This window comes from Pseudoalteromonas sp. MMG007, assembly GCF_018100985.1.
Classification (GTDB): Bacteria; Pseudomonadota; Gammaproteobacteria; order Enterobacterales; family Alteromonadaceae; genus Pseudoalteromonas.
In genome coordinates this window covers 40,433-63,988 of the sequence record NZ_JAGJEI010000007.1, presented here as the reverse complement: position 1 = coordinate 63,988, position 23,556 = coordinate 40,433, and the positions used below count along the sequence as shown (strand labels likewise).

Sequence of the window (23,556 nt, the reverse complement as noted above, 5' to 3'; positions counted from 1 at the left end):
CCTAGTTCGAACTCGACTATAAATATAAAAAGCCCATCAGTGATGGGCTTAAAACAGTTTTGTTTACTTAAAAAGTAGCAGTAAGCGTAACCGCTGCCGTACGAGGCGCACCAATATAATAAGTACTCCCGTTGCCAGTACCGCCCGCTAAATAGCTTTCATCAGTAATGTTATATACCACAAAGGCAATATCTAGCGCTTTAAATGGCCCTGCATTTACATCAGCTGAGTAACCGGCATTTAAATCAACCACAGTGTAGCCATCAACATCTCCTCGCTCACCAGTGTATTTAGCCGATAGCCCAAAACGAAAATCGCCGCTGTAGTAGTCTGTAGAGAGCACAAACAAGTCATCAACTGAGTCTATTACTTTTTCACCTGCTTCAAACCCTGGTGCATCGCCTTTGTACTCTGAGTCATTATTCGTGTACGAGCTGTATACGCTCCACTGCGCGTTAAGCATATAACTTGCCGCTAGTTCTAAACCTTTTGATTCAATACCGCCTACATTTAAGTAAGAGCCATTTGTACCTATGGTGTAATCAATACCGCCGGTATCGCTACCCGGTGCTATAAAGGTTATGCGGTTATCAAATTCTATTGAGTACGCTGTTGCCGTGAGTTTTAGCGCGTCGTTTTGATAGCGTACACCTAGGTCAATGTTTTCAGCGGTTTCTGGCTCAATGGCTGATAAATCAGAGCTATCGCGCTCAAGTACACCGTCTTTTATGGCTGCAAAGTTTTCACTGTAACTGGCAAATAACTCGGTTGAATTATTTAATTGATACAAAATACCGCCACTAAATAACACGTCAGAGTCGCTATTAACTTTAGCTGTTGTGGCATTTTGGTAATGGTCGTACTTTTCAATATCAACAAGGTACTTTTTAACACCTAAGTTAAGCGTAAAATCGCCAAGCGCCATTGAATCTTGCGCGTACCATTTTAGCGTGTCGGTCTCAAACGTATTTTTATACTGCGTCCAGTACGGTGTGCTATCAAAATGGTGGTAAATGCTGGCATTAATCACTTTGTGCCAATCGCGTGATTCATCACGGTTGCTTTGCTCATACCAAAAACCGGCTTCTATATCGTGCATGCCAAAGGTAGCTTGGTAGTTAGCTGTTACACCTAAGCGGTCTTTTTTATAATGTGTATGACGGTACGACATAACAGGAGTTGCTGTATCATCGTAACACGCAGGGTTTAAACCAGGGCCCGACTCCCACGGCCAGCTTAAGCTTGCCGTACAGCCCTCATTTGGCGCAAATGCATTGCCATCGCTATCTACAAAACCATACGAGAGCGCGTTAGTGCCGCCCTCGGTCGTTGGGTTGCCGTTTTCATCTACGGGCGTTGTTAAATAAGGAGGGATCCAATCGCCCCGGCCCGAGTTATTATGATAATAAGGGCTTACTGTAATAAGCGATGTTGGCGAAAGCGCATATTCAAACTTTAAATACGCTAAGGTATTTTCACGAAGCGTACCCCAGCCCTCGGCAAACATTTGGTCGTAATGTGGTACGCCTGTCCAGTTCCATGTTAGCTGATCCCACTCGGGTGTTTGTTCAAATTGCTCAAGGCTTACACTATTGTAGTTAGTCTCGCTTACATCATCGTAAGATAAACGCCCTGTAATGGTTAAATCTGTAAGCGTTGTTACAAATTTAAGCTCTGCGTGTTGGTTGTCTTTCCCCCCATTACTACCCGAGCCAATCCAGCGGCTGGTATCAGTTTGCGAGTAACTTACATACGCTTGTGTATTGTCAAAAATAGTGCCGGTTTCGTGTTTAAAATAGTAACGAGTTGCATCATGGCTACCTGAGGTGTAAGCAAAAGTGGTGCTTTTATCAAGGCTTGGCGCTTTACTTACAAAGTTAAATGTACCGCCTAGCGCTTCAAGCGAGGCCGATTTAATATCAGATGTACCTTGACCTACTTCTACGGTAGCGAGGTTTTCGGTTTCAAGGTAACGGTTAGCTTTAGCACCCCCGCCGTAGTTTGAGCCACCATTAGGAATACCATCAACAGTCATCCCTAATTGCTGCTGGTTTGAATCAATACTAAAACCGCGCATAGTAATGGTTGTTGACCAATCATCGCCACCAAATGCATCACCTTCATTTATGCTAATGCCTGGTAAATTATCGATTACTGATAACACACTCGACACCGTACTTTGCTGTTCAAGCATTGCTGGCTCAATCACATTATTTGCGTAACTCGTTGGTTTGGCAGTAACGATTATTTCTTCTATTTCGTTGTCGTTAGCATAAGCGGCTGATGAAACGGCCATAGCAATTGCCATACTCAAAACTGATTTATTTGTTAAAGCGTACATTGTTGTCCCGTTGGTTTTAATTATTAAAAGTAATTATGAAAGCGGGCACAGTATGGTTTTGAAATATGACAACAAAAATGAAGTTTATTGACAGAGGTGTTAAAAAATTATGGGAGTTTTATGGCTTAATTATGTCGTGGAGATGTCAGCCTAGAACTTAAATCCTAGGCTGACTTACTTAAAACTAAACTATTTTAAATCAGTTTAGCGAGCATTTCGTCGTTATAAGCAACAAGCTCTTCGTTGTTTGCAACTTTGCTAATATAGTCTGGATTAGCAATTAGCGGGCGTCCAATGGCGATTAAATCAAACTTAGCATCGTTAATTGCCTCTTTCGCAGTTTCAAAACTGTAGCTACCTACGCCAACTAACGTACCTTTATAGCCAGCTCTTAAAAATTCAGACGTTGTTTTGCCCTCTAAAGAGTCAAAACGCGTGCTGTCGTCAAATATACCGCCGTGTAAATACGCTAGATCTCTTTTTTCAAGCTCTGGTAATAGGTAATCAAATACGGCTTTATCGCGGCTATCTTCGCTCATATTAAAATAAGCGCCTGGAGTTAACCTTAATGCAGTGCGCTCATTACCCACTGCAGCAATAACAGCATCCGTTACTTCTAGTGCAAAACGCGACATATTTTCTGGTGTTTGGCCATATTCATCTTCACGTACATTAGCCTCATAATGTAAAAACTGGTCAATTAGGTAACCATTTGCGCCGTGAATTTCTACGCCATCAAAACCTGCTTCCATTGCGTTTTCGGCGGCTTTGGCAAAATCTGCAACCAGCGATTTTATATCGTCAGTTGTTGCAGCTTTTGGCGTAATGTAAGTAAGCTCACGCATACGTGGTACTGAGCCTTCCACGCCAATTGCCGATGGTGCCAATACATCACCATCAAAAAAGTGAGGATGCGCAACACGGCCAACATGCCAAAGTTGTGCAAACATTTTGCCACCATTGGCATGCACTGCATCAGTTACTTTCTTCCAACCTTGAATTTGCTCACTGGTAAATAACCCTGGTGTATTTGGGTAACCTTGCGCATCTGGGCGAATAATAGTGGCTTCGCTAATAATTAAACCTGTTTGTGCGCGGCGAGCATAATATTCAACCATATCTTGAGTAGGCACTAAATTATCATCGGCCATACAGCGTGTTAAAGGCGCCATAAGTACACGATTTTGAAGCTCAAGTGTGTCGTTTAGTTTAAACGGTGAAAGTAAATCAGTAGTCATTCTTTTCAATCCTTCTTTAAAGTATGTGTATGAGATGAGGTCTTTTAAAATACATTCAAGAGTAATTTTGAATGATCGCTCAAATTTATGGGAACATATACTGATCAATACTTAAATTAGATCTGCGAGGATGAAATTAAATAGTAACTTTTCAACACTCTGTCATATAACTCGATATACTTGTACGCTATACATTAATAATCGATAGCAACTAGAGTGAGCCAATCATGACGAGCGAAAATGCAACCGAACAACAAGCAGTAATTTTAGGCCTTGGCGCAAAAAAGCGACTCGCGTTTATGTTCGAAACCGTGCAGCAATACAAGCAAGTATGGATTTTAAATGATGACGATGGCTGCGTTATGCTTACCAACGAAGACGACGATTGCGTACCTGTGTGGCCAACGCGCGAATTTGCCCAGGCATGGGCCACGGGTGAATGGGAAGGCTGTACGCCAAAAGCAATCCCAACCGTAGATTGGTTTAGCCGCTGGACACCAGGCCTTGAAGAAGACGACTTACTTATCGCTGTATTCCCAACCGAGGAAGACGACGGCACTATTTTATTTCCTGACGAATTTGAAAAACAGCTAAAAGCACCAAAGAAAAAATACTAAGTAACCAGCATAACTTTAATTAGTTTATAAACGCGGCTTTAAAATAGCCGCGTTTGTTATATCTGCTTTTTAAAATTTAAATAAGCCATAGTCACAGCTTTGCCATTTTGTACTTGCGGGTAGTCTTACTTTTAAGGTTATTTTAAAATTTAAATGTGTAATCTACGTAAGCTCGATGATCAGCTCTATCTCCTTTAACACCATCAACATTTCCGGTTTCGTCGGTACTATAATCAACAAACATCCAGCGTAGACTTAAACCTTTTACTGCGGCCACTTTGTAACGGGTATCTATAGCCCAGTATTTTTCATCAGCGGTACCGCCTACTTTACCTAAAGACGAGTTTTCAGCGTTGCTACCACTTGTATAGTAAAGTTTAGTTGTTAAACCTGGCGCAACAGCTTGTAAGTTAATACCTAAGCGGGCTTGCCAGGTTGCCTCATTTTGATTTGTTAAATCCGCTCCAATTAATGACCGTGTAGGAAATGGGTTAGTGCCGTGATCACCGTTAAAGCTATCCTCTATCCATGCATCACGCACTTTAGTAAACGCTGCTCCAACATCCCAAATATCTTTTTCCCAATTAGCATCAAGGTAGTAAGCTAAACCATCATTTTCACTTTTAGTTAGTCCTATAATAGCGCCAGGTGCGTCTTCATCATCTAAATCCCCGCCCTCTGCACCAGTTACAAACAAGTCACCGTTGTCTTTTGAGGTAAACACACCACTTGAAAGTGTTAGTTTACTTTGTTCAAGCTCAAGTTCGTAACTAACTTTAAAGCCTAATTTACTTAAATAGTCGTGAGAGTTTAAATATTCAGCATTAATTTTTAACCTATCTTTTTCATAACTTGCACCTAGCCCCCAAATTACGCTTATAGCACCTTTATTTGATTGATCAGTAGAAAAGTCCTCCCACTTATCATCATGGCGGCGGCTCCATTTATCGTATGCATAACCAAATACTTTGGTATTACCTGTTTTGTAATCACCAAATACACCTCTAAACGAATTTGGAATAGCGCGACTTCCAGAACTTTTTAGCAGCATGCTTTTGGTTTTTTGTCCGCCTACTTTTATATGTCCTGCATTACCTAATTTAAAGTTAATAAAGTATTGCCCAAATTTAGAAAAGCTATCGTCAACGCCACCTTTTTCGCTGCCTGCGGGTAAAATATTATTTTGTGCACTGCCAGTAGAGTTATAATTTAGAACTGTGTAAGTAGATGCGCCCACACTAATCAAACCTTTAAGATAGCCTGATTTGTAATTGATCTCTATTCCTTGTGCAAAGGTTGAATCGTCACTGGTGTTGTTCTCGTAATCACGATCAAAATAAATTGCTCTAAGCTTGATATTAAGTTCATCCTGCTTTGTAAGAACATTGATATCTGCATACGCGGGAATAGCAATACATGTTAGCCATGCACTCATTACTGCTGATAATTTAACGTTCTGTTTAGCCATAACTTATCCCGCTTATTTATTTAAACTACGATTTTTTAGTGCACTTAGACGTGTAAATCTTTACCTATTAAGCTAAAACTATAGTTTACTTTTTAAGGAAGTTAGGGACTGTTAGTCTAAACTTTTATAAATTAAGCATATAACCGTAACTTCAACCTAAATTGTTAGCGCCTGATCCTCTTAGGTAATCTGTATGTCGCTGTAACTGCCTACTTATAGCAAAGGTCTCGGTAAACCCCTTAACATTGAAAAAAGATTAATTTTTAGCTAATAAGTCGCCAAGCTACTCTTAAATATATAAATTTTTAATTAAGAACAAAGTTGTATCCTCTCTATAAAGTGCTATATTTATTACAGTATTAAAATAGAAACACGCCTACTACTACCCATACAAAAGGATTGATTAATGACGCAAGCACGCCTGGTTAATAAGGGGTTATTAATCTCACTGCTTACGCATATAATTATATTAGCTGCAGGAAGTGTACTGACTTATTTTGCTCATATTAAACATCAAGAATTCATTGATAATAAAATTAATAATGCGCTCAATAACCGCCTTACCTCGCTCTCTAAAGGTATAGTAGGCAGGCTCGATTTATATCAGTATGGGCTATATGGACTAAAAGGATTTGTTCACGGCATAGGCATTAACAACTTAAGCTATCAAGCCATTTATAACTATTCTGCCAGTCAAAATTACGCTAAAGAATTTCCGAGTGCTAATGGCATTGGCTTTATAAAAAAAGTAAACGCTGGGCAGTTAGATAAATTTTTGAATAGTGCAAAAAACGATAGGCCCGATCAAACTTTTAATTTAAATACACTCGCAGCCCCCACAGACGAACACTTTATAATTCAATATATTTTTCCTGAACCAAAAAACTTAAAAGCTATTGGGTTAGATATCGGCTCAGAGACTATGCGAAGGCAAGCGGCTCTCAATGCCGCGATAAACAATAAAACACAATTAACGGCCCCACTTACTTTGGTGCAAGCAAATAAACTCTCGCATCAGGGCTTTCTAATATTAGTACCCATATACAAAAACCTTATTATTGCTGATGATAAAAGCCAGCGTTTTAATGAGCTTTTAGGCTGGGCCTATTCACCTTTATTAATTGATAAGATCCTAAATTCACTTTCTAATATTGATGAAAACCAGTTAAAAATAAGTGATATAACTAAAAACTCAGACACCGATTTTTTTAGCTATGGCGTTAAGAGCAACACTAACGATTACCAATTAACTAAAATAATACATTTAATGGGAAGAACGTGGAAAATTACCATAAATGCCTCTGATGCTTTTATTAAAAATCTGCATTTGCAGGGGCGGTATCAAGCGGCTGTGAATGGCATTTTTGCTACAGTCATTTTTATGTTTTTAGCTTTTTTAGTACAACTATTTGTTTTTAGAAGAAGCCAAAGAATTAAAAGAAAAGCGCTTCAAGCCAAACAAAATAAACTAGCGTTACAACAAGCAAACCTAAAACTAGAAAGCGAAGTTAAACAGCGCACGCAAGAAATAGCCGATATGAGCATGTTACAGCGCAGTATTGTAAACAGTGCTAGTTACTCAATTATTGCAACTGACTTACAAGGGGTTGTGACTTTATTTAACCCTGCTGCTGAGAAATTATTAGGTTATAAAGCCGATGATATTATAGGAAACCAAAGCCCAATTACTTTTCATTTAAAAGAAGAGTTAATTAACAAAGCCTCATTGCTTACTAAAGAATTAAATATGCCTGTTACTGCAGGTATGGACGTACTAACCATTAAAGCAACAGCCACTACACCAGATATTAATCAATGGACTTACGTCACTCAAAATGGGCAACATATTCAAGTCAATTTAAGCGTAACCTCTTTATTAAATAACGAAGGAGATACGGTTGGCTACTTAGGCATTGCGTATGATTTAACTGAGCAAATTAACCACGAGCAAGCGCTCGGTCACGCTAAAGAACTTGCTGAACAAGCATCGCAAGCTAAATCTGAATTTTTAGCAAACATGAGCCACGAAATACGTACTCCAATGAACGGCATACTTGGTACTTTGCAGTTATTACAAGAACAGCCACTTAATGAAAAATCGAAAGAATATTTAAAAAAGTCATTGTATTCAACCCGAGCGCTCACAACCATTATTAACGATATTCTTGATTTTTCTAAAATTGAGGCAGGCAAACTATCGCTTGAACATAAACCCTTTGACTTATTTGAGCTTATTCATCATTTAGAATCTGATTTAGCAGTACAAACCCATGATAAAAATATATACCTTAAATTTGAAATTAATATTAAGCATAAGTTCTGGATTGGTGACCCTGTTAGATTAAGGCAAATATTTTTAAACTTAATATCTAACGCTATTAAGTTTACCTCTGACGGCGGTGTTACGGTAAGATTTAGCCTAACAGATGAAAAAAAAATCTGTTGTAGAGTGTCAGATACCGGCATTGGTATATCAGAGCAAGCTATAGAGCGGTTATTTAAGCGCTTTGAACAGGCAGAAACATCAACCACCCGTGAATTTGGTGGTACTGGCCTTGGTTTACCTATTACGAAATCGTTAATCAGTTTAATGCATGGCGAAATAAAAGTATTAAGCCAGTTAGGTGCGGGTAGTCAGTTTTACGTCTACCTACCTTTAGAGCAAGCTGAAGTAGAAGAAAGTGAATTAAAAACAAGCAATGCAGAATTTCCGAATTTATCGAAAAAAGTTATCTTATTAGCCGAAGATAATAAAATAAACCAATTAGTAGCCTCAGCGATGCTTGAACCAACTAAAGCAACAATTGTAATAGCCAATAATGGCCTAGAAGCTATTGCCCTTTACAAGCTGCATAAGCCCGATATTATGTTTATGGATATTCAAATGCCAAAAATGGATGGTCTTGAAGCGTGTAAACAAATTAAAGTACTTGATAAAGAGCAAATCGTTATCGCATTAACTGCGAATGTATTTACCGAGCAAAAAGAAATATACAAACAATTATTTGACGGCTATGTATCTAAGCCAATAGAAAAAAATGAGCTTATTGAAATGCTGTATAACCTTACATCTTAATATTAGCCATTAAAAAACCCGCAGGTTTATATCGAGCGATATAAACACGCGGGTTTTAAGAATAATGGTGGAGAGAGAGGGATTCGAACCCTCGTTAGGGATTAACCTAAACACACTTTCCAGGCGTGCGCCTTCAGCCACTCAGCCATCTCTCCAAAGTGTTGCACTGCAACAGCGCGTTATAGTATGAAATAGGTTACACAGGTGCAAGGCATTTTTAAGTTTGCACCGTTAAATGCCTATTTATCAACCAGCAATCTATAAAAGACATAAAAAAACGGCTAAACCAATAGGCTTAGCCGTTTTTATACATTGGGATAATTACTTAGCCATGTTTGCTGTAAAGTCCAACATGCGGTTAAGTGACTTAAGCGCGCCTTCACGTAAGTCCATATCTACAAATATTTCCTTACCTTTAGCGTCGATTAAAGCTTCTTCAATCGCTTTTAAGCCGTTCATTGCCATCCAAGGGCAATGAGCACAACTTTTACAAGAAGCGCCCTCACCGGCTGTTGGAGCTGCAAAAAACTCTTTCTCTGGACATAGCTGCTGCATTTTATAAAATATGCCACGATCAGTGGCTACAATAAACTTTTTGTTGTCCATTGTCTGTGCAGCTTTAATCAATTGGCTTGTAGAACCTACGGCATCAGCCAGCGCTACAATTTCTGCCGGCGATTCTGGGTGAACCAACACACCCGCGTCTGGATGTAGTGCTTTCATGTCTTTAAGTGCTTTTGTTTTAAACTCATCATGTACGATACATGCGCCATTCCACATTAGCATATCGGCACCGGTATTTTTTTGAATATAGCTACCAAGGTGCTTATCTGGGCCCCAAATAATTTTTTCGCCTTGCTCGTCAAGGTGCTCTACTATCTCAAGTGCACATGATGAGGTTACAATCCAATCTGCACGCGCTTTAACAGCCGTTGAGGTATTTGCATACACAACGACTTTACGATCAGGATGCTCGTCACAAAACGCTGAAAACTCGTCTATTGGGCAGCCAATATCTAACGAACATGTCGCTTCAAGCGTTGGCATAACGACGGTTTTATTTGGCGTTAAAATCTTCGCTGTTTCGCCCATAAACTTTACACCCGCTACGATGATCATATCGGCATCGTGACGTGCACCAAAACGCGCCATTTCCAGCGAGTCGGCAACGCAACCGCCGGTCTCTTCAGCAAGGGCTTGGATTTCTGGATCAGTATAATAATGCGCTACAAGTACTGCATTTTTATCTTTCAGTAATTGTTTAATACGCGCTTTATATTCGCCTTGCTCGTCTTGTGTTAACGGTGCTGGCTTAGGAGGGAAAATATAACCTTCAGGCATAATAGTTTGAGCTAGACTCATGTTCTCGACCACTTATCTACAGTGCATTAATTACGGCGAATTATACGAGAATATAAACATAAATAACAGCAAACTAGCGGGGCTGTTTATAAAAAATAACATGGGAAATTAAAAAAGAATATTAAGGAAAGTATTAGAGAGTGGTGGGTCATGATGGATTCGAACCATCGACCAATTGATTAAAAGTCAACTGCTCTACCAACTGAGCTAATGACCCGCTCTAATATAAATTTGCTTTGAAAAAAGCTACGTAAATCCGCCGATTAAAACTACTCATAGAATGGTGGGTTATGATGGATTCGAACCATCGACCAATTGATTAAAAGTCAACTGCTCTACCAACTGAGCTAATAACCCGCTCTATGCACTTATTCAATTTAGAATGAAGCTTACGTAAATCCGCCGATTAAGCCACGCTGTATTCATTAGAATAAAGAATGGTGGGTTATGATGGATTCGAACCATCGACCAATTGATTAAAAGTCAACTGCTCTACCAACTGAGCTAATAACCCGCTCTTTTGCTGCATTAACCGCAACTTACTTTTTTGTGTAAATCCACCGATTGGACCAACTTAATTCTAAAGAAATAAGATGGTGGGTTATGATGGATTCGAACCATCGACCAATTGATTAAAAGTCAACTGCTCTACCAACTGAGCTAATAACCCGCTCCAAGTGCTTACTTATACCTAAGTTAAAGCGTGCGTAAATCCGCCGATTAAGCCACTCTATATCCATCAGAATAAGGAATGGTGGGTTATGATGGATTCGAACCATCGACCAATTGATTAAAAGTCAACTGCTCTACCAACTGAGCTAATAACCCGCTCTATGCACTTATTCAATTTAGAATGAAGCTTACGTAAATCCGCCGATTGAGCCAAACTGTATTCATCAGAATAAAGAATGGTGGGTTATGATGGATTCGAACCATCGACCAATTGATTAAAAGTCAACTGCTCTACCAACTGAGCTAATAACCCGCTCTATGCACTTATTCTATAAAGAATGAAGCTACGTAAATCCGCCGATTGAAACCATGCTTTATTCAAAAAGAATAAAAAATGGTGGGTCATGATGGATTCGAACCATCGACCAATTGATTAAAAGTCAACTGCTCTACCAACTGAGCTAATGACCCGCTCTGACGCTGCATTTATAGCAACTTGGTACTGTACGTAAATCCGCCGATAAAAGACCATTTTAAAAATGGTGGGTTATGATGGATTCGAACCATCGACCAATTGATTAAAAGTCAACTGCTCTACCAACTGAGCTAATAACCCGCTCTTTTTGCCGCATTTCGAGTGGGGTAACCATTCGTTTGCTGCGGGCGCTTATAATACTTATTTATAAAATGAGTGCAACCGAAATTGTCTCTTTTTTTAAGTTTTTATGTCTAGATGCACAAAATTAAAGCGTTTGTGCTCAAACTACATGCAAATACAAGATTCACCGAGAGTTTCCATGTAGTTTGCTGGCCTAAATAAGCAATTTAATTGCTGGTGAACTTTAGTTACCTAAACGGTCAGTTGCTAGCTTTGCAGCGGTTGTACTTGGGTACTGATTGATAAGATCACCCAGTATTTTTTGTGCCTCAGCCGTTAACCCTTGATCTTGTAAAAGTGAGCCTAATTTTAACATTGCATCTGGGCGTTTATTTGAATTTGGAAATTCATTTACTACCACTTTAAAATGCTCGCTTGCTTTTACACCTTCATTTTTAATTGTTAGTAATTGGCCTAACCAGTAATGCGCGTTAGACGCATAAACCGAATTTGGGTAGGTCGTTAAAAACGTTTGAAATTCAGGGATCGCTTGATCATAGCGCTTATCTTTCATTATTAACGCAACAGCACGCTCGTAAGCTTCGTTTTCAGATAAATCGTTACTGTAGGTCTGTGCATCGCTTGGCTGCGTGTAGTCGGTTGTAGGCGCCGCAGTGGGCTGTGTATAAGCTTGGCTTACACGGTTTTCAATTTCTTGATACAACTCACGCTGACGCTGCAGTACTTTTTCAAGTTTATAGCTTTGTTCTTCCGTTACACCACGAATTTGACTTACTTCGTCTTGTAATAAATTGAGCTGTTGTTGTAACTCTAACTGTAATAAGTTGCGCGACTGCATCATGTTTTCAAGCGACGCTAAGCGTTTCTCAATACTCGATTGTGAACTTGCAGCTTCTGAAACAGGAGCGGGAGCAGCCATTAACTGGGTGCTCCCGCTCAATATCATGGCTGCCAAAATAATTTTCGGCTTCATAATATCTCTTATCTTAGTAAACTAGTACCGCACGGCGGTTTTTAGCGAAAGCTGATTCAGTGCGAGACTTAACCATTGGCTTCTCTTCACCGTAGCTTACTACTGACATTTGGCTAGCTGAAACACCTAAGCTTTGTAGGTACTTTTCAACTGCTTGGCCACGGTGCTCACCTAGTGCAATGTTGTACTCAGGTGTACCGCGCTCATCAGCGTGACCTTCGATTAATACTTTAACTGAAGGGTTTTGAACTAAAAACTCAGCGTGTGCGCGAAGTAACTCTGCGTACTTGCTCTCAACAGTGGCTTTATCAAAATCGAAGTAGATTACTTGCTCTTGACGTAGTGCTTCGTATTTTTGACGAAGTTGCTCTTCTGCTTGTTGCTCAGGAGAGATTGTAGCTACTTCAACAGTATCATTGTTTGTTGATTGCTCAACAACACCTTGATTTGATTGATTTGCAGCGCCTTCGTCAATATCTGACGATGAGCTACAAGCTGCTAGTGTCATTACTGGCACAGCAATTAGCAGGCCTTTAAGTATTTTGTTAAGTTGCATTGAGTAGATTCCTATTTTGAGTAAACCAGTAATATTACTGTAAATATGGCGACCAAGCTGGCGCCTTTACTTGTCCGTCTAGCACAGGTAAACGTGCTTTAAAGCGACCGTCCATCGATACCAGCGCAAGTACCTGTTTATTATTATGAAGCGTGCTGTAAATAATCATCGAACCGTTTGGCGCTATGCTCGGTGATTCATCTAGGCGAGTTCGCGTTAATACTTGAAACGCGCCTGTAGCCAGCTCTTTCTTAGCAAGATGATACTGCCCGTTGGTACGGTTAACCATCACTAATTCTTTACCGTCCGGTGTTATAGAACCCGCAAGGTTCATGTCACCGTCAAAGGTCAATCTATTTGACCTACCAGTTTTTAAATTTAACTTATAAATCTGGGCATTACCACCCCTTTCAGATGTAAACACAATATCTTGGCCATTTGGGTACCAAGATGGTTCAGTATCTATACTACGATGACGTGTAAGGCGTGTTTCTTTTCGCGTAGCCAAGTCAAGCAAATAAACTTCGGTTGCACCTGTTTTATCTTTAGAAAGTACTAATAATAATTTTTTACCATCTGGCGAAAACTGCGGCGCACCATTAATACCACGGTAACTTGCAATAATTTCGCGCTTACCTGTGTATATATCTTGAATATAAATTTGGCTCTGGCGGTTTTCAAACGTTACATACGCTAACTTAGTACCATCTGGTGACCAAGCTGGCGACATCAATGGCTCTTTTGAACGCAGTAATACTTGCTCGTTAAATCCGTCGTAATCAGCAACCACTAGCTGATAAGGCTTAGGGTCTTCATCACGTACTATTACATAAGCAATTTTAGTTAAAAACGCACCTTTCTCGCCAGTTAGCTTTTCGTAAATCACGTCACTTATACGGTGCGAATATCGACGAAAACCGTTTTCACCAATCACACTCTCACGCGCTTCTAATACGTGATCTTGGCTTTTAATTAATTTACCGTTACTCATCATTTGTGTATTACCGCCAGTAATTTGGCCGCGTATTACATCTACTAATTCATAACGTACTAAGTAACGCCCATCAGTTTGCTGCTCTACTTCACCGACTAATATAGCCTCTACACCTTTATTAACCCACGAAGCGTAATCAATCTCGCCATCTTTATTAGGTTGTTGAGGCATTTGCGCTACATCTATTGGCTTAAATTTACCACTGCGCATTAAATCGGCAGCAATAACATTGCTTAATTTTTCAGGGATTTGGCCAATGCCTTGGTATTTAAAAGGCACAATCGCAATGGGTCTTGCGCCATCCACACCTTCTGTTATTACAATTTCAAGCGCGGCATTAGCAACACCTACAAACCCAAACAGTAAAACTAAGCAGGCTATTTTTATTTTGTTGAACATATCATTCCTTTAAAATTCTGGCTTGATTGTTAAATTAATATTCTTAAGTTGTTCGAATACGTCTTTATCTTTAGATACCGGTAACGTGTCGGCCATGCGCACAGCTCTTAACGCAGCTTCACATACTAACTTATCACCACCTAACGATTTAACTTGCGTTACTAAACCATTAAAGCCTAAACGAATATTTACTCGGCACTGTTGGTTTTTCATTTTTTCATCAATAAGTAAGTTTTGCTGTATACGCGCCATGATTAAAGCACGATATTTATCAACTTCACTCACTACTTGCTGCTGACGTATTTTACTACGGGCCGCCTGCTCTTTGGCAAGTTGCTCTTGTAACATTTGCTCTTGCAATGCTTGCTGACGCTTGCGCTCTGCTTCTTTAGCACGTTCTTTTGCTTCGGCTTCACGTTTTTTACGCTCTGCTTCTGCTTTTTTTAGTGCTTCTTCTTCAGCTTTGCGTTTATCGGCTGCAGCTTTAGCGGCAGTTTCAGCCTCTTGCTTTTGCTTTTCAGCTTGTTTAGCTTTAGCACGCTCTTTTTGCTCAATTGCACGAGCTTTTTTAGCTTCAGCCTCAGCTTGGGCTTTTTCTTTCTCTTTCGCCTTACGCTGTTGCTCTAACTTTTTAATATTACGCGCTTCGGTTTCACGTTGCTTTCGTGCATTAGCCGCTCGACGTTCTAAATCGCGAATACGTTTATCTTCTGCACGTTTTTTAGCATCTTCTTTCTTTTGTAGTTCAGCAATTTTTTGCTCAACTTGCTTTTGATCAACCGTTACTGCCGATACTGCTTTTTCAGGCGTTGGAATAGCCGAATTAAGTGTAACCTCCATTACTTTTGGCGCAGGTGGATGAAGGTTTGCAGTTGCCCACAAAAAACCACCTAACCCCAAATGTAAAAGTACTGACTTGATTATAGAACTATTCATGTTACTACTGTGTCCCCTCAAAGGATTCCGTCATTAAACCCACAGATGGTACGCCAGCATTCTTTAAAAAGTCCATTAATAACAATACTTCTTGGTACGATACCTTACCTGAGCCTTTAATCATTACCGGCACATCAGGATTTTTCATTAGTTGTAACTTAATAACGGCAGCTACATCTAACGCTTCCATTGGCTCTTCAGGATCGGTGCCTATACTCACATAGTACTTACCCGCAGAATCAATTGACGCAATAATTGGTGGCGTGTCTTTAGTATCGACTAAATCCGACTCTTCCATTTTTGGTAAATCTACTTTCACACCATGCGTGATAAGCGGTGCTGTAGCCATAAATATTATTAGCAATACCAACATTACATCAATGTAAGGTACTACATTAATTTCTGCGACCGGACGACGCTTTTTACGCTGATACATTCGCTTGAGCCTCTATTTGGGTAGCTGCTTGACGGTGTAAAATATTTGCAAACTCTTCCATAAAGTTAATGTAATGAGATTCTAGTTTTTCAACTTTATTAGAAAAGCGGTTATAAGCAATAACAGCTGGAATAGCCGCAAATAAGCCCATTGCAGTAGCAATCAATGCTTCAGCAATACCTGGGGCTACCATTTGTAATGTTGCTTGTTTAACTTCGCCTAGTGCAATAAAGGCATTCATAATACCCCACACCGTACCAAACAAGCCGATGTATGGACTAATAGAACCAACCGTTGCTAAAAACGATAAACTTGACTCTATTTTTTCAATCTCGCGAGAAAGTGCAACGCGCATTGAGCGGTGCGTGCCTTCCATAACAATGCCTGCGCTTTGAAATGTATTCTTTTTATGGCGTGCAAACTCTTTAAAGCCTGCTGTAAATAGCGCTTCAATACCATGAGATTGACCACTACGCGACGAAATTTCGTTGTACAGTTTGCTTAGGTCAATACCTGACCAAAATTTTTGTTCAAACTTTTTAGCATTCGCTAACGCATCTGATATCGCTTTTTTGCGCTGAAAAATAATCGCCCACGACATAACCGACATGGCAACTAGCCCTAACATCACTAACTGAACAAGCAAACTGGCTTCTAGAATTAGATCTAAAAAATTAAGCCCTGATCCCACGTTAAACTCCTAAATAATTTCAAAATACGGCAAATTGGTTCATTTGTGTAAATACGACCGTCTACGCGGTCAAAAGTTGCATCTAGTGTATCTAGTCCATTTCAAGCTGACAACGATATTGCTATGAATAAGCAACAAAAAACGTTAAAAATCATCTTTATTATGCTTTTGTATCTTTATTAGGTTTTTATAAAACCCAGTCTATTATTTTAATGCGGGTAAAATGCTTAAATATATGCCTTAAACGTCATAAAATGCACCGTTTATTCAATTTTAGCGCATAAACACTCAAAACCACTTTCGAGCAACCTAATCGTAATAGTAAAACTAATACTGAGCTAGAATGAAAAATATTACTTAAGTTATAATTTTCATCTACTTATAAAATTAACGATTAATTAACGCACAAATTTAAAACAACGATAAAACTCATAGCATTAGTTTTTTTAATCTGAAAATGCAAATTTTCTAGTTTGAATAAAAAAGCAATCTTACGTATTATTCTCCCATACCGAGCTGACGCACTAAATGAAAGATTTTTCTTTAAGTCGAGTTCTTAGTAATAGGATATTTTGTCGTATTACATTGTTTTACTCTTTTTGGATAAAACCAATATTAAGTAAAACGTAGTTCCCCTGGATTACTTCCTTCAACTTGTTGTTTGCCCGCATTATATGCGGGCTTTTTTTTGCCTAAATTTTAACTACTAGCCCAAGAAGGGTTAATTGTAATGAACGCAATTTTTCTCTAGCTAAGAACAAATGAATATCATTAGCTCAAATTGATTGATACGCAGCATAGCCACGCCAGTCTTAACGTTAAGTGAATTACAAACTGATTTTAATTTTTTGATTACATTTGCAACAAAGCGGGTGACAGTTGATTATATTTTATAAAAAATTTACAACTAGGCAGGAGTCAGCCCACTACATTTACTGCTGCAGGCTGCACTAATTTAGTCTTGTTTTGGGAGTAAACCAAAATGATGATAAGCATTGTCAGACACGATTCGCCCGCGCGGAGTACGCTGAATAAAGCCTTGTTGAATTAAAAAAGGCTCTATTACATCTTCAATGGTTTCTTTTTCTTCACCGATGGCAGCTGCTAAGTTATCAAGCCCAACGGGCCCGCCCATAAACTTTTCTATAATGGCGAGTAAGTATTTACGGTCCATGTAATCAAAGCCGCTTTTATCAACGTCAATCATATCAAGCGCTTGCTCAGCAACATTTGCATTTACTGTTCCGTCTGACTTTACTTGTGTGTAGTCGCGTACGCGGCGAAGTAAACGGTTAGCAATACGTGGCGTACCACGAGAACGCTTTGCAATTTCAGTTGCGCCGTCGTCGCACATTTCTAAATCGAGGTAATGTGCTGAACGCCCTACAATATGTGATAGGTCGGCTACAGAGTAAAACTCTAAGCGCTGCACAATGCCAAAGCGGTCTCTAAGCGGTGACGTTAGCGATCCTGCTCGCGTAGTCGCACCAATAAGCGTAAATGCAGGTAAATCTAATTTAATAGAACGCGCAGCTGGGCCTTCGCCTATCATAATATCAAGCTGGTAATCTTCCATTGCTGGGTAGAGTATTTCTTCAACTTGTGGGCTTAGCCTGTGTATTTCATCAATAAACAGTACATCGCCCTCTTCAAGGTTGGTAAGTAGCGCAGCTAAGTCGCCGGCTTTTTCAAGTACAGGGCCTGAGGTTGTTTTAATGCTTACGTTAAGTTCATTAGCAACAATGTTCGCAAGCGTTGTTTTACCTAAGCCTGGCGGGCCAAATATTAATAAATGATCGAGCGCCTCGCCTCGGCTACGAGCAGCTTCTATAAAAATTTCCATTTGCTGCTTAACATGTGGCTGACCTCGGTAGTCGGCTAACAGTTTTGGCCTTATTGCACGATCGATGGTGTCTTCGTTGGTTTTTTCAGTCGCGTCAATTAAGCGATCCGCTTCAATCATGGGTTACTCACAACATTGATTTTAAAGATTCTTTAATAAGAACCTCAGTAGACATATCTGGTTTACTAACCGATTTTACTGCTTTTTGCGCTTGTGGCAATTTATAACCAAGTGCAACCAATGCTGATACCGCATCATCGGCGGCATTATTAGCAATTGTGGCATCGCTCATAGGCTCAATAACAGCATTGTCGCTAAACGGTGTAAATAAGTCATTGCCCCAATCTTTTAATCGGTCTTTCATTTCAAGTACTAGGCGTTCAGCGGTTTTTTTACCTACACCAGGTAGCTTAACTAAAGACGTAGCGTCTTCGTTATTTACACAGCTCACAAATTGCTTAGCCGACATGCCCGATAATATAGCTAACCCAAGTTTAGGCCCTACTCCGTTAGCTTTTAATAGCTCTCTGAATAGTGCGCGTTCAGTTTTATTATTAAATCCAAATAATAACTGTGCATCTTCGCGTACTACAAAATGAGTATAAACTATGGCGTTTTCGCCAATATTTGGTAAGTCATAAAAGCAGGTCATTGGCATTTGGACTTCGTAACCTACACCGCTTACTTCTAATAAAATTTCGGGTGGTTGTTTTTCGACTAAAATGCCATTTAAGCGGCCAATCATAATTATTTCCTTAAACGTCCTCTAACGGTTTTGCTTGCGCTACCCGCTAGTTTAATTAAATTTTGTTCTGAGTGTGCATGGCAAATAGCAATAGCAAGTGCATCGGCTGCATCAGCCTGAGGCGTACCTGGTAATTTTAAAATATTTTTTACCATATGTTGTACTTGCGATTTATCGGCGCCGCCGTTACCCACCACGGCTTGTTTAATTTGCCTTGCTGAATATTCAAATACCGGTAAATCAGCCATAGAAGCGCCTACAATAGCGGCTCCTCGCGCTTGGCCTAGTTTTAAAGCCGAATCGGGATTGTGCGCCATAAATACTTTTTCGATGGCGAAAGTTTCTGGCGAAAATTGTTCGATTAATTGCGTGATCCCTTGGTAAATCATTTTAAGCCTGATAGGAAATGGATGATCGGCCAATTTTATGCAGCCACTGCCTAAGTATGTGAACTTAGCGCCCTGATGCGCCACAACACCATAACCGGTTAATCGTGAGCCAGGATCTATCCCTAAAATAATAGCCAAACAGGGCTCCATTATTGTTATTTTTTAATTATGCTAATAATGCCAGAGCACTGTATAAATTACCAGTAACAAGTAAAAACAAAAACGCCCACAAATTAAGTGGGCGTTTAATGATTCAAAGTATAGCTTACGCCAATGCGCGAACTAACCCTTGAGTATTTTGTTTAAGTTTACTGGCAATCATAAAGTAGCCAAGCGCGGCGACAAATACACCACCCGATACAGGCCCTATAAGCCAAATAGCGGGGTGTAATTTGCCTGCTAGGTCAAACATCTGCTGTTGCACAATTAAAAGCGCGACATCACTAAATAGTGCCGCAACAAAACCCGCTAAAGCACCCAATATTAAAAACTCATATAACGTCGCATTTTTAATTAAGCGCCCTTTAGCTCCCAGCGTTCGCAAAATTACAATTTCTTGCATACGCTCGCCTAAACTTGCCTGTACTTGCGATATAAGCACCAGCGCACCGCACAATACAACTATGGCAAGTACAAACCCAATAGCTAACGACACTTGCTGAATAGTTGTTTGAATTTGTTTAACAAAATTATCAACATCAATTGCGGTTATTGTTGGGTAAGTACGTAATAACTGGCTAAAGTCTCGTTTTTGCTCTGGCTCTATACGCACCGATGAAATATAAGTCGCCGGAAAATCTTTAAGTACGTCGGGGCTTAAGATTATAAAAAAGTTAGGTTTCAGGGTCGCCCAATTTACTTTACGAACGCTAGTAATTTTAGCGTCAAACGACTGTGCACCAATTAAAAATGTTAAAGTGTCACCTATTTCAACGTCTAAACGTTCTAACATTGACTCCTCAACCGATGCTTCACCTACTACACCTTCACCAAACCACTGCCCTTCTATAATTTCGTTTTGCGCTGGGACATCTTTAAGCCACGTTAGGTTTAGCTCACGGCCAATGCCCGAGCGAGCTTCTTCGTCTTTTTTCTCGTTGTCTTGCAGCGATACTTTACGTGCAACCAACTCGCCATTTACTGCATTTACACGCCCACGAATGGTTGGGTAAAAGTCTGATACCTGAATATCATTTTGCGCTAAATATTCATTTACTGGCTCAAGCTCATTTTGCGTAATATTCACTAAAAAGGCATTAGGCGCATCAGCTGGAAGCTGCGATTGCCAATCAGAAATCATGTCATTTTTAAGTACAATTAAGAACAACAACAATTTAATCGCTAACGAAAAGCTAATAAGCTGCACAGCATTTACGTTTGCACGCTTTTGAATAGACGCAATAGCTAAAGACCAGCTGTTACCCGGTTTTAATCCCAGTTTACGCCCACCACCAAATATAAGTTTAGAGAGTAAAAACAACACTCCAATAAGCGCTAAAGTAGACACAAACAAAATAAGGGTAATTTTTATATTGTTACTAAAAAGCCACATTAATAAAAACACCGTTAGCGCACTCATACCTAAATGCATTCGGCTTACTGCTAACTGATCACCTAAATTACGGCGCAGTACTCTAAGCGGCGGGATATCAAATAAATCAAATAACGGCTTAATAGAAAACATAACCGCACATATTACGCCTGTACTTATAGCGATTAACCAGGGTCTAAAGCCACCTAAAGGCAGCTCCATTCCCATACTTTTTGATAAATAGCTCGTTGCGATTTCTTGCAAGCCATAACCAATTAATAAACCAATAGACACCGCCATTACACACACTAAAAGCAAATGCAGCATGTATATTTTACGTATAGTTGAACGGCTTCCTCCTAGCGTTTTCATCATCGCTACGGGGTCGTACTGGCGCTCACAATACCGTTTTGCCGATACAGCAATCGCCACTGCAGCTAAAATAATACCCAATAAACCGGCTAGTAGTAAAAAACTCTCTGCACGATTTAAGCTCTTAGAGATTGGCGATTGGCGGTCTTTAACACCGTACCACTGCTGGTTTTCAGCCATTTGTGGCTTTAACCATTCGTAAAAGCTATTTATGTCAGCCTCATCACCTGCATAAAGCTGGCGATAATAAACACGACTACCAGGCTGAATAACCTCTGTTTTTGGCACATCAGCAATGTTTATTAATACACGACGACTACTCGAAAACACATTAAATGGCGCATCGGGTTCTTCTACAATTACTTTTTCAACATTGAATAGGGCTGCCCCTAGCTCTACTTGTGCGCCTATATCAATATTTAAGCTATAAAAAACTGACTCACTTAACCATACATTGCCAGGTGCAGGCCCGCCCTGGGCAATAACGGTTTCACCCATTAGGCTATCTTTAACTTTTAGTTGCCCTTTTAACGGATATTCGTTTGAAGCTGCTTTTACTGAGCTAAACTGCATTTCGTCGTTTGCAAAAAGCATGGTATCAAAATAAACCATTTGTGCTGTTTGCAGGTTTTGCTCTTTTGCTTTGGTAATAAAAGCAGTATCGAGTGTATGAGCACTTGCAAGTACACGGTCGGCGGCTGTAAACGCACTACTTTTTTGTGCAATACTTTGTGCGATGCGCTCAGTAACCATAGAAAGAGTAAGCACCGTTAATACAGCAAGCGCAATTGCTGCGCTTATAACAGTAAGCTCGCCACGTCTAAACTCTCGCGCAAATAATTTAAGCGCTAACTTAGCCCACATTTGCAGTATCCTCAGCTTCACTTTTAACAAGTAATCCTGCTTCTATTTGAATAATATGTTCACACTTTTGCGCAAGTGCTTCATCGTGCGTTACTAAAATAAGCGTAGTGCCGTGCTGAGTGTTTAAATCAAATAAAAGTGATTCAATCATTTTGCCATTTTTACTGTCTAAGTTAGCCGAAGGCTCATCAGCAAAAAGAATTTTTGGTGTACCAATAAATGCTCGCGCAATTGCTACACGCTGCTGCTCACCACCAGATAGCTGCGACGGATAATGATCAACCCGATGGCTAAGCCCTACTTTTTCAAGTAACGCAAGCGCTTGCTCTTTTGCATCGCTTTCGCCTGCAAGCTCTGCCGGCAACATAACGTTTTCAAGCGCGGTTAAACTCTGTACCAACATAAAAGATTGAAAAACAAAGCCCACTTTTTCCGCTCTAAGTGCTGCGCGCTGCTCTTCGTCTAAATAATGAAGCGGTGCACCGTCTAAAAATATTTCACCATTGCTTGCTGTATCAAGCCCTGCCAATAAACTAAGCAACGTAGATTTACCAGAACCCGACGTACCAACTACTGCAACTGACTCGCCATGCTTGACATTAAAGCTGATGTCGCTGAGGATGGGCAACTCACCTTCAAAGGTAGAGACCACTTTAGACAAACCATTTACCTGAATTATATTTAATTGAGAAAGCGCTGACATATGACTTATTCAATCCTTCGTTTTGTATTCATTTTATTTTTAGTTATCAAGCCACTGAGCGCAGCAGCCGACAACACGATTTTAATACTCGGTGACAGTTTAAGTGCAGCCTACGGACTTAAACAAGAACAAGGCTGGGTCAAATTGTTACAAGATAAATACGATGCAGAGCAAAGTAATATCGAATTAATAAATGCCAGTATTAGTGGCGAAACTTCCGGTGGCGCCCTTCGCCGCCTAGATGCATTGCTTGAGCAATACGAGCCTACTCATGTACTTATAGAGCTTGGCGCTAACGACGGTTTACGTGGTTTTCCGGTTAATAAAATGCAAGCTAACTTAACTTCGCTGATCGAAAAAAGCCAAGCTGCCAATGCGATGACCGCCTTAATGGAAATTTATATTCCCCCAAATTACGGCCCACGCTACAGTAAAATGTTCACCGACAGTTTTACACAAATAAGTGAGAAGACAGATGCACATTTAATGAACTTCTTCATGCTTAATGTTGCAGGTAAACCTGAACTAATGCAAAGCGATAGTTTACACCCTAACAAAAAAGCTCAGCCATTAATACGAGATGAGATGTATGGCTCGATCAAAAAGTGGTTAAATAAAGACTAGCCAATTGTTATATTGCAAGAGCGCCTTTTTAGGCCTCTTGTGTAATAAACATCCAAACAAACAATCGCTTATTGATTTTTAAAAAAATACACGTACTATTGCATACA

At 39.9% G+C, this 23,556-nt stretch carries 18 protein-coding genes and 9 tRNA genes; 3 read left to right on the top strand and 24 right to left on the bottom strand.

The genetic code is table 11. From position 1 onward, the window contains the following. Nucleotides 1-67: 67 nt before the first annotated feature. Together J8L71_RS10345 and J8L71_RS10340 are read right to left on the bottom strand one after the other, a co-directional pair. On the bottom strand, nucleotides 68-2,341 hold the full coding sequence (locus J8L71_RS10345) for a TonB-dependent receptor (RefSeq protein WP_211000466.1): 2,274 nt from the start codon (nucleotides 2,339-2,341) through the stop codon (nucleotides 68-70). Between the two features lie 194 nt (nucleotides 2,342-2,535). Continuing rightward, nucleotides 2,536-3,579 (bottom strand): alkene reductase, encoded by a 1,044-nt coding sequence (locus J8L71_RS10340; RefSeq protein ID WP_211000465.1) that lies wholly within the window; start codon nucleotides 3,577-3,579, stop codon nucleotides 2,536-2,538. A 227-nt stretch (nucleotides 3,580-3,806) separates the two neighbouring features. On the opposite strand from J8L71_RS10340, the gene J8L71_RS10335 reads away from it, so the two are divergent. Continuing rightward, complete coding sequence (locus J8L71_RS10335) at nucleotides 3,807-4,196, top strand: DUF2750 domain-containing protein (protein ID WP_058549662.1); 390 nt, start codon at nucleotides 3,807-3,809, stop codon at nucleotides 4,194-4,196. 142 nt (nucleotides 4,197-4,338) lie between these two features. Here J8L71_RS10335 and J8L71_RS10330 read toward each other — a convergent pair whose 3' ends face one another. Beyond that, nucleotides 4,339-5,664: an OprD family outer membrane porin gene (locus J8L71_RS10330; RefSeq protein ID WP_211000464.1), complete on the bottom strand. Its 1,326-nt coding sequence runs from the start codon at nucleotides 5,662-5,664 to the stop codon at nucleotides 4,339-4,341. 406 nt (nucleotides 5,665-6,070) lie between these two features. On the opposite strand from J8L71_RS10330, the gene J8L71_RS10325 reads away from it, so the two are divergent. Then, nucleotides 6,071-8,740 (top strand): CHASE domain-containing protein, encoded by a 2,670-nt coding sequence (locus tag J8L71_RS10325; protein WP_211000463.1) that lies wholly within the window; start codon nucleotides 6,071-6,073, stop codon nucleotides 8,738-8,740. A gap of 65 nt (nucleotides 8,741-8,805) precedes the next feature. Here the strand turns inward: J8L71_RS10325 and J8L71_RS10320 are convergent. The 21 genes from J8L71_RS10320 to J8L71_RS10220 form a co-directional block, all read right to left on the bottom strand. Continuing rightward, nucleotides 8,806-8,895, bottom strand: a tRNA-Ser gene (locus J8L71_RS10320). Nucleotides 8,896-9,061: 166 nt separating this feature from the next. Next, nucleotides 9,062-10,102, bottom strand: coding sequence for a quinolinate synthase NadA (gene nadA, locus J8L71_RS10315; protein ID WP_104642874.1), 1,041 nt, complete (start codon nucleotides 10,100-10,102; stop codon nucleotides 9,062-9,064). Between the two features lie 141 nt (nucleotides 10,103-10,243). After that, nucleotides 10,244-10,319: transfer RNA gene (locus tag J8L71_RS10310), tRNA-Lys, on the bottom strand. A gap of 64 nt (nucleotides 10,320-10,383) precedes the next feature. Continuing rightward, nucleotides 10,384-10,459 (bottom strand) — tRNA-Lys (locus tag J8L71_RS10305). Nucleotides 10,460-10,540: 81 nt separating this feature from the next. Next, nucleotides 10,541-10,616, bottom strand: a tRNA-Lys gene (locus J8L71_RS10300). Nucleotides 10,617-10,696: 80 nt separating this feature from the next. Beyond that, nucleotides 10,697-10,772: transfer RNA gene (locus J8L71_RS10295), tRNA-Lys, on the bottom strand. An 82-nt stretch (nucleotides 10,773-10,854) separates the two neighbouring features. Further along, nucleotides 10,855-10,930 (bottom strand) — tRNA-Lys (locus J8L71_RS10290). 81 nt (nucleotides 10,931-11,011) lie between these two features. Continuing rightward, nucleotides 11,012-11,087, bottom strand: a tRNA-Lys gene (locus J8L71_RS10285). An 82-nt stretch (nucleotides 11,088-11,169) separates the two neighbouring features. Beyond that, nucleotides 11,170-11,245, bottom strand: a tRNA-Lys gene (locus tag J8L71_RS10280). A gap of 69 nt (nucleotides 11,246-11,314) precedes the next feature. Continuing rightward, nucleotides 11,315-11,390, bottom strand: a tRNA-Lys gene (locus J8L71_RS10275). Between the two features lie 226 nt (nucleotides 11,391-11,616). Further along, complete coding sequence (gene ybgF, locus J8L71_RS10270; protein WP_138681694.1) at nucleotides 11,617-12,366, bottom strand: tol-pal system protein YbgF; 750 nt, start codon at nucleotides 12,364-12,366, stop codon at nucleotides 11,617-11,619. 13 nt (nucleotides 12,367-12,379) lie between these two features. Next, nucleotides 12,380-12,922, bottom strand: coding sequence for a peptidoglycan-associated lipoprotein Pal (gene pal / locus J8L71_RS10265; protein WP_211000462.1), 543 nt, complete (start codon nucleotides 12,920-12,922; stop codon nucleotides 12,380-12,382). Between the two features lie 34 nt (nucleotides 12,923-12,956). Continuing rightward, entirely contained in the window at nucleotides 12,957-14,315 is a 1,359-nt protein-coding gene (gene tolB, locus J8L71_RS10260) for a Tol-Pal system beta propeller repeat protein TolB (protein ID WP_211000461.1), read from the bottom strand. A 9-nt stretch (nucleotides 14,316-14,324) separates the two neighbouring features. Further along, nucleotides 14,325-15,251, bottom strand: coding sequence for a cell envelope integrity protein TolA (gene tolA, locus J8L71_RS10255; RefSeq protein WP_211000460.1), 927 nt, complete (start codon nucleotides 15,249-15,251; stop codon nucleotides 14,325-14,327). 4 nt (nucleotides 15,252-15,255) lie between these two features. Then, the gene (gene tolR / locus J8L71_RS10250; RefSeq protein ID WP_004587274.1) at nucleotides 15,256-15,687 is read right to left on the bottom strand and encodes a protein TolR; all 432 of its coding nucleotides are present in this window, start codon (nucleotides 15,685-15,687) and stop codon (nucleotides 15,256-15,258) included. Beyond that, nucleotides 15,674-16,378, bottom strand: a complete 705-nt coding sequence (gene tolQ, locus J8L71_RS10245) for a protein TolQ (protein ID WP_058549653.1) — start codon at nucleotides 16,376-16,378, stop codon at nucleotides 15,674-15,676. The genes tolR and tolQ overlap by 14 nt, the downstream gene beginning before the upstream one ends. Nucleotides 16,379-17,333: 955 nt before the next feature. Then, nucleotides 17,334-18,341 carry a Holliday junction branch migration DNA helicase RuvB gene (ruvB, locus tag J8L71_RS10240; protein ID WP_104642877.1) on the bottom strand — a complete coding sequence of 336 codons (1,008 nt, stop codon included), beginning with the start codon at nucleotides 18,339-18,341 and terminating at the stop codon, nucleotides 17,334-17,336. Nucleotides 18,342-18,348: 7 nt separating this feature from the next. Continuing rightward, nucleotides 18,349-18,966 (bottom strand): Holliday junction branch migration protein RuvA, encoded by a 618-nt coding sequence (gene ruvA / locus J8L71_RS10235; protein WP_211000459.1) that lies wholly within the window; start codon nucleotides 18,964-18,966, stop codon nucleotides 18,349-18,351. 2 nt (nucleotides 18,967-18,968) lie between these two features. Continuing rightward, the gene (ruvC, locus tag J8L71_RS10230) at nucleotides 18,969-19,493 is read right to left on the bottom strand and encodes a crossover junction endodeoxyribonuclease RuvC (protein WP_058549799.1); all 525 of its coding nucleotides are present in this window, start codon (nucleotides 19,491-19,493) and stop codon (nucleotides 18,969-18,971) included. A gap of 127 nt (nucleotides 19,494-19,620) precedes the next feature. Beyond that, the gene (locus J8L71_RS10225; protein WP_211000458.1) at nucleotides 19,621-22,122 is read right to left on the bottom strand and encodes an FtsX-like permease family protein; all 2,502 of its coding nucleotides are present in this window, start codon (nucleotides 22,120-22,122) and stop codon (nucleotides 19,621-19,623) included. Next, nucleotides 22,112-22,825 (bottom strand): ABC transporter ATP-binding protein, encoded by a 714-nt coding sequence (locus tag J8L71_RS10220; protein WP_211000457.1) that lies wholly within the window; start codon nucleotides 22,823-22,825, stop codon nucleotides 22,112-22,114. The genes J8L71_RS10225 and J8L71_RS10220 overlap by 11 nt, the downstream gene beginning before the upstream one ends. Between J8L71_RS10220 and J8L71_RS10215 the strand changes: the two genes are divergently transcribed. Next, nucleotides 22,826-23,449 carry an arylesterase gene (locus tag J8L71_RS10215; RefSeq protein ID WP_211000456.1) on the top strand — a complete coding sequence of 208 codons (624 nt, stop codon included), beginning with the start codon at nucleotides 22,826-22,828 and terminating at the stop codon, nucleotides 23,447-23,449. Nucleotides 23,450-23,556: the final 107 nt, after the last annotated feature.

What these genes read in the sequence shown, in the direction of transcription:
- J8L71_RS10325 (WP_211000463.1), top strand. Translation starts at nt 6,071, where the DNA reads ATGACGCAAGCACGCCTGGTTAATAAGGGGTTATTAATCTCACTGCTT.
- J8L71_RS10340 (WP_211000465.1), bottom strand. Translation starts at nt 3,579, where the DNA reads ATGACTACTGATTTACTTTCACCGTTTAAACTAAACGACACACTTGAG.
- J8L71_RS10330 (WP_211000464.1), bottom strand. Translation starts at nt 5,664, where the DNA reads ATGGCTAAACAGAACGTTAAATTATCAGCAGTAATGAGTGCATGGCTA.
- J8L71_RS10225 (WP_211000458.1), bottom strand. Translation starts at nt 22,122, where the DNA reads ATGTGGGCTAAGTTAGCGCTTAAATTATTTGCGCGAGAGTTTAGACGT.
- J8L71_RS10220 (WP_211000457.1), bottom strand. Translation starts at nt 22,825, where the DNA reads ATGTCAGCGCTTTCTCAATTAAATATAATTCAGGTAAATGGTTTGTCT.
- ruvA (WP_211000459.1), bottom strand. Translation starts at nt 18,966, where the DNA reads ATGATTGGCCGCTTAAATGGCATTTTAGTCGAAAAACAACCACCCGAA.
- J8L71_RS10345 (WP_211000466.1), bottom strand. Translation starts at nt 2,341, where the DNA reads ATGTACGCTTTAACAAATAAATCAGTTTTGAGTATGGCAATTGCTATG.
- tolB (WP_211000461.1), bottom strand. Translation starts at nt 14,315, where the DNA reads ATGTTCAACAAAATAAAAATAGCCTGCTTAGTTTTACTGTTTGGGTTT.
- J8L71_RS10215 (WP_211000456.1), top strand. Translation starts at nt 22,826, where the DNA reads ATGACTTATTCAATCCTTCGTTTTGTATTCATTTTATTTTTAGTTATC.
- nadA (WP_104642874.1), bottom strand. Translation starts at nt 10,102, where the DNA reads ATGAGTCTAGCTCAAACTATTATGCCTGAAGGTTATATTTTCCCTCCT.
- pal (WP_211000462.1), bottom strand. Translation starts at nt 12,922, where the DNA reads ATGCAACTTAACAAAATACTTAAAGGCCTGCTAATTGCTGTGCCAGTA.
- J8L71_RS10335 (WP_058549662.1), top strand. Translation starts at nt 3,807, where the DNA reads ATGACGAGCGAAAATGCAACCGAACAACAAGCAGTAATTTTAGGCCTT.
- tolR (WP_004587274.1), bottom strand. Translation starts at nt 15,687, where the DNA reads ATGTATCAGCGTAAAAAGCGTCGTCCGGTCGCAGAAATTAATGTAGTA.
- ruvB (WP_104642877.1), bottom strand. Translation starts at nt 18,341, where the DNA reads ATGATTGAAGCGGATCGCTTAATTGACGCGACTGAAAAAACCAACGAA.
- tolA (WP_211000460.1), bottom strand. Translation starts at nt 15,251, where the DNA reads ATGAATAGTTCTATAATCAAGTCAGTACTTTTACATTTGGGGTTAGGT.
- ybgF (WP_138681694.1), bottom strand. Translation starts at nt 12,366, where the DNA reads ATGAAGCCGAAAATTATTTTGGCAGCCATGATATTGAGCGGGAGCACC.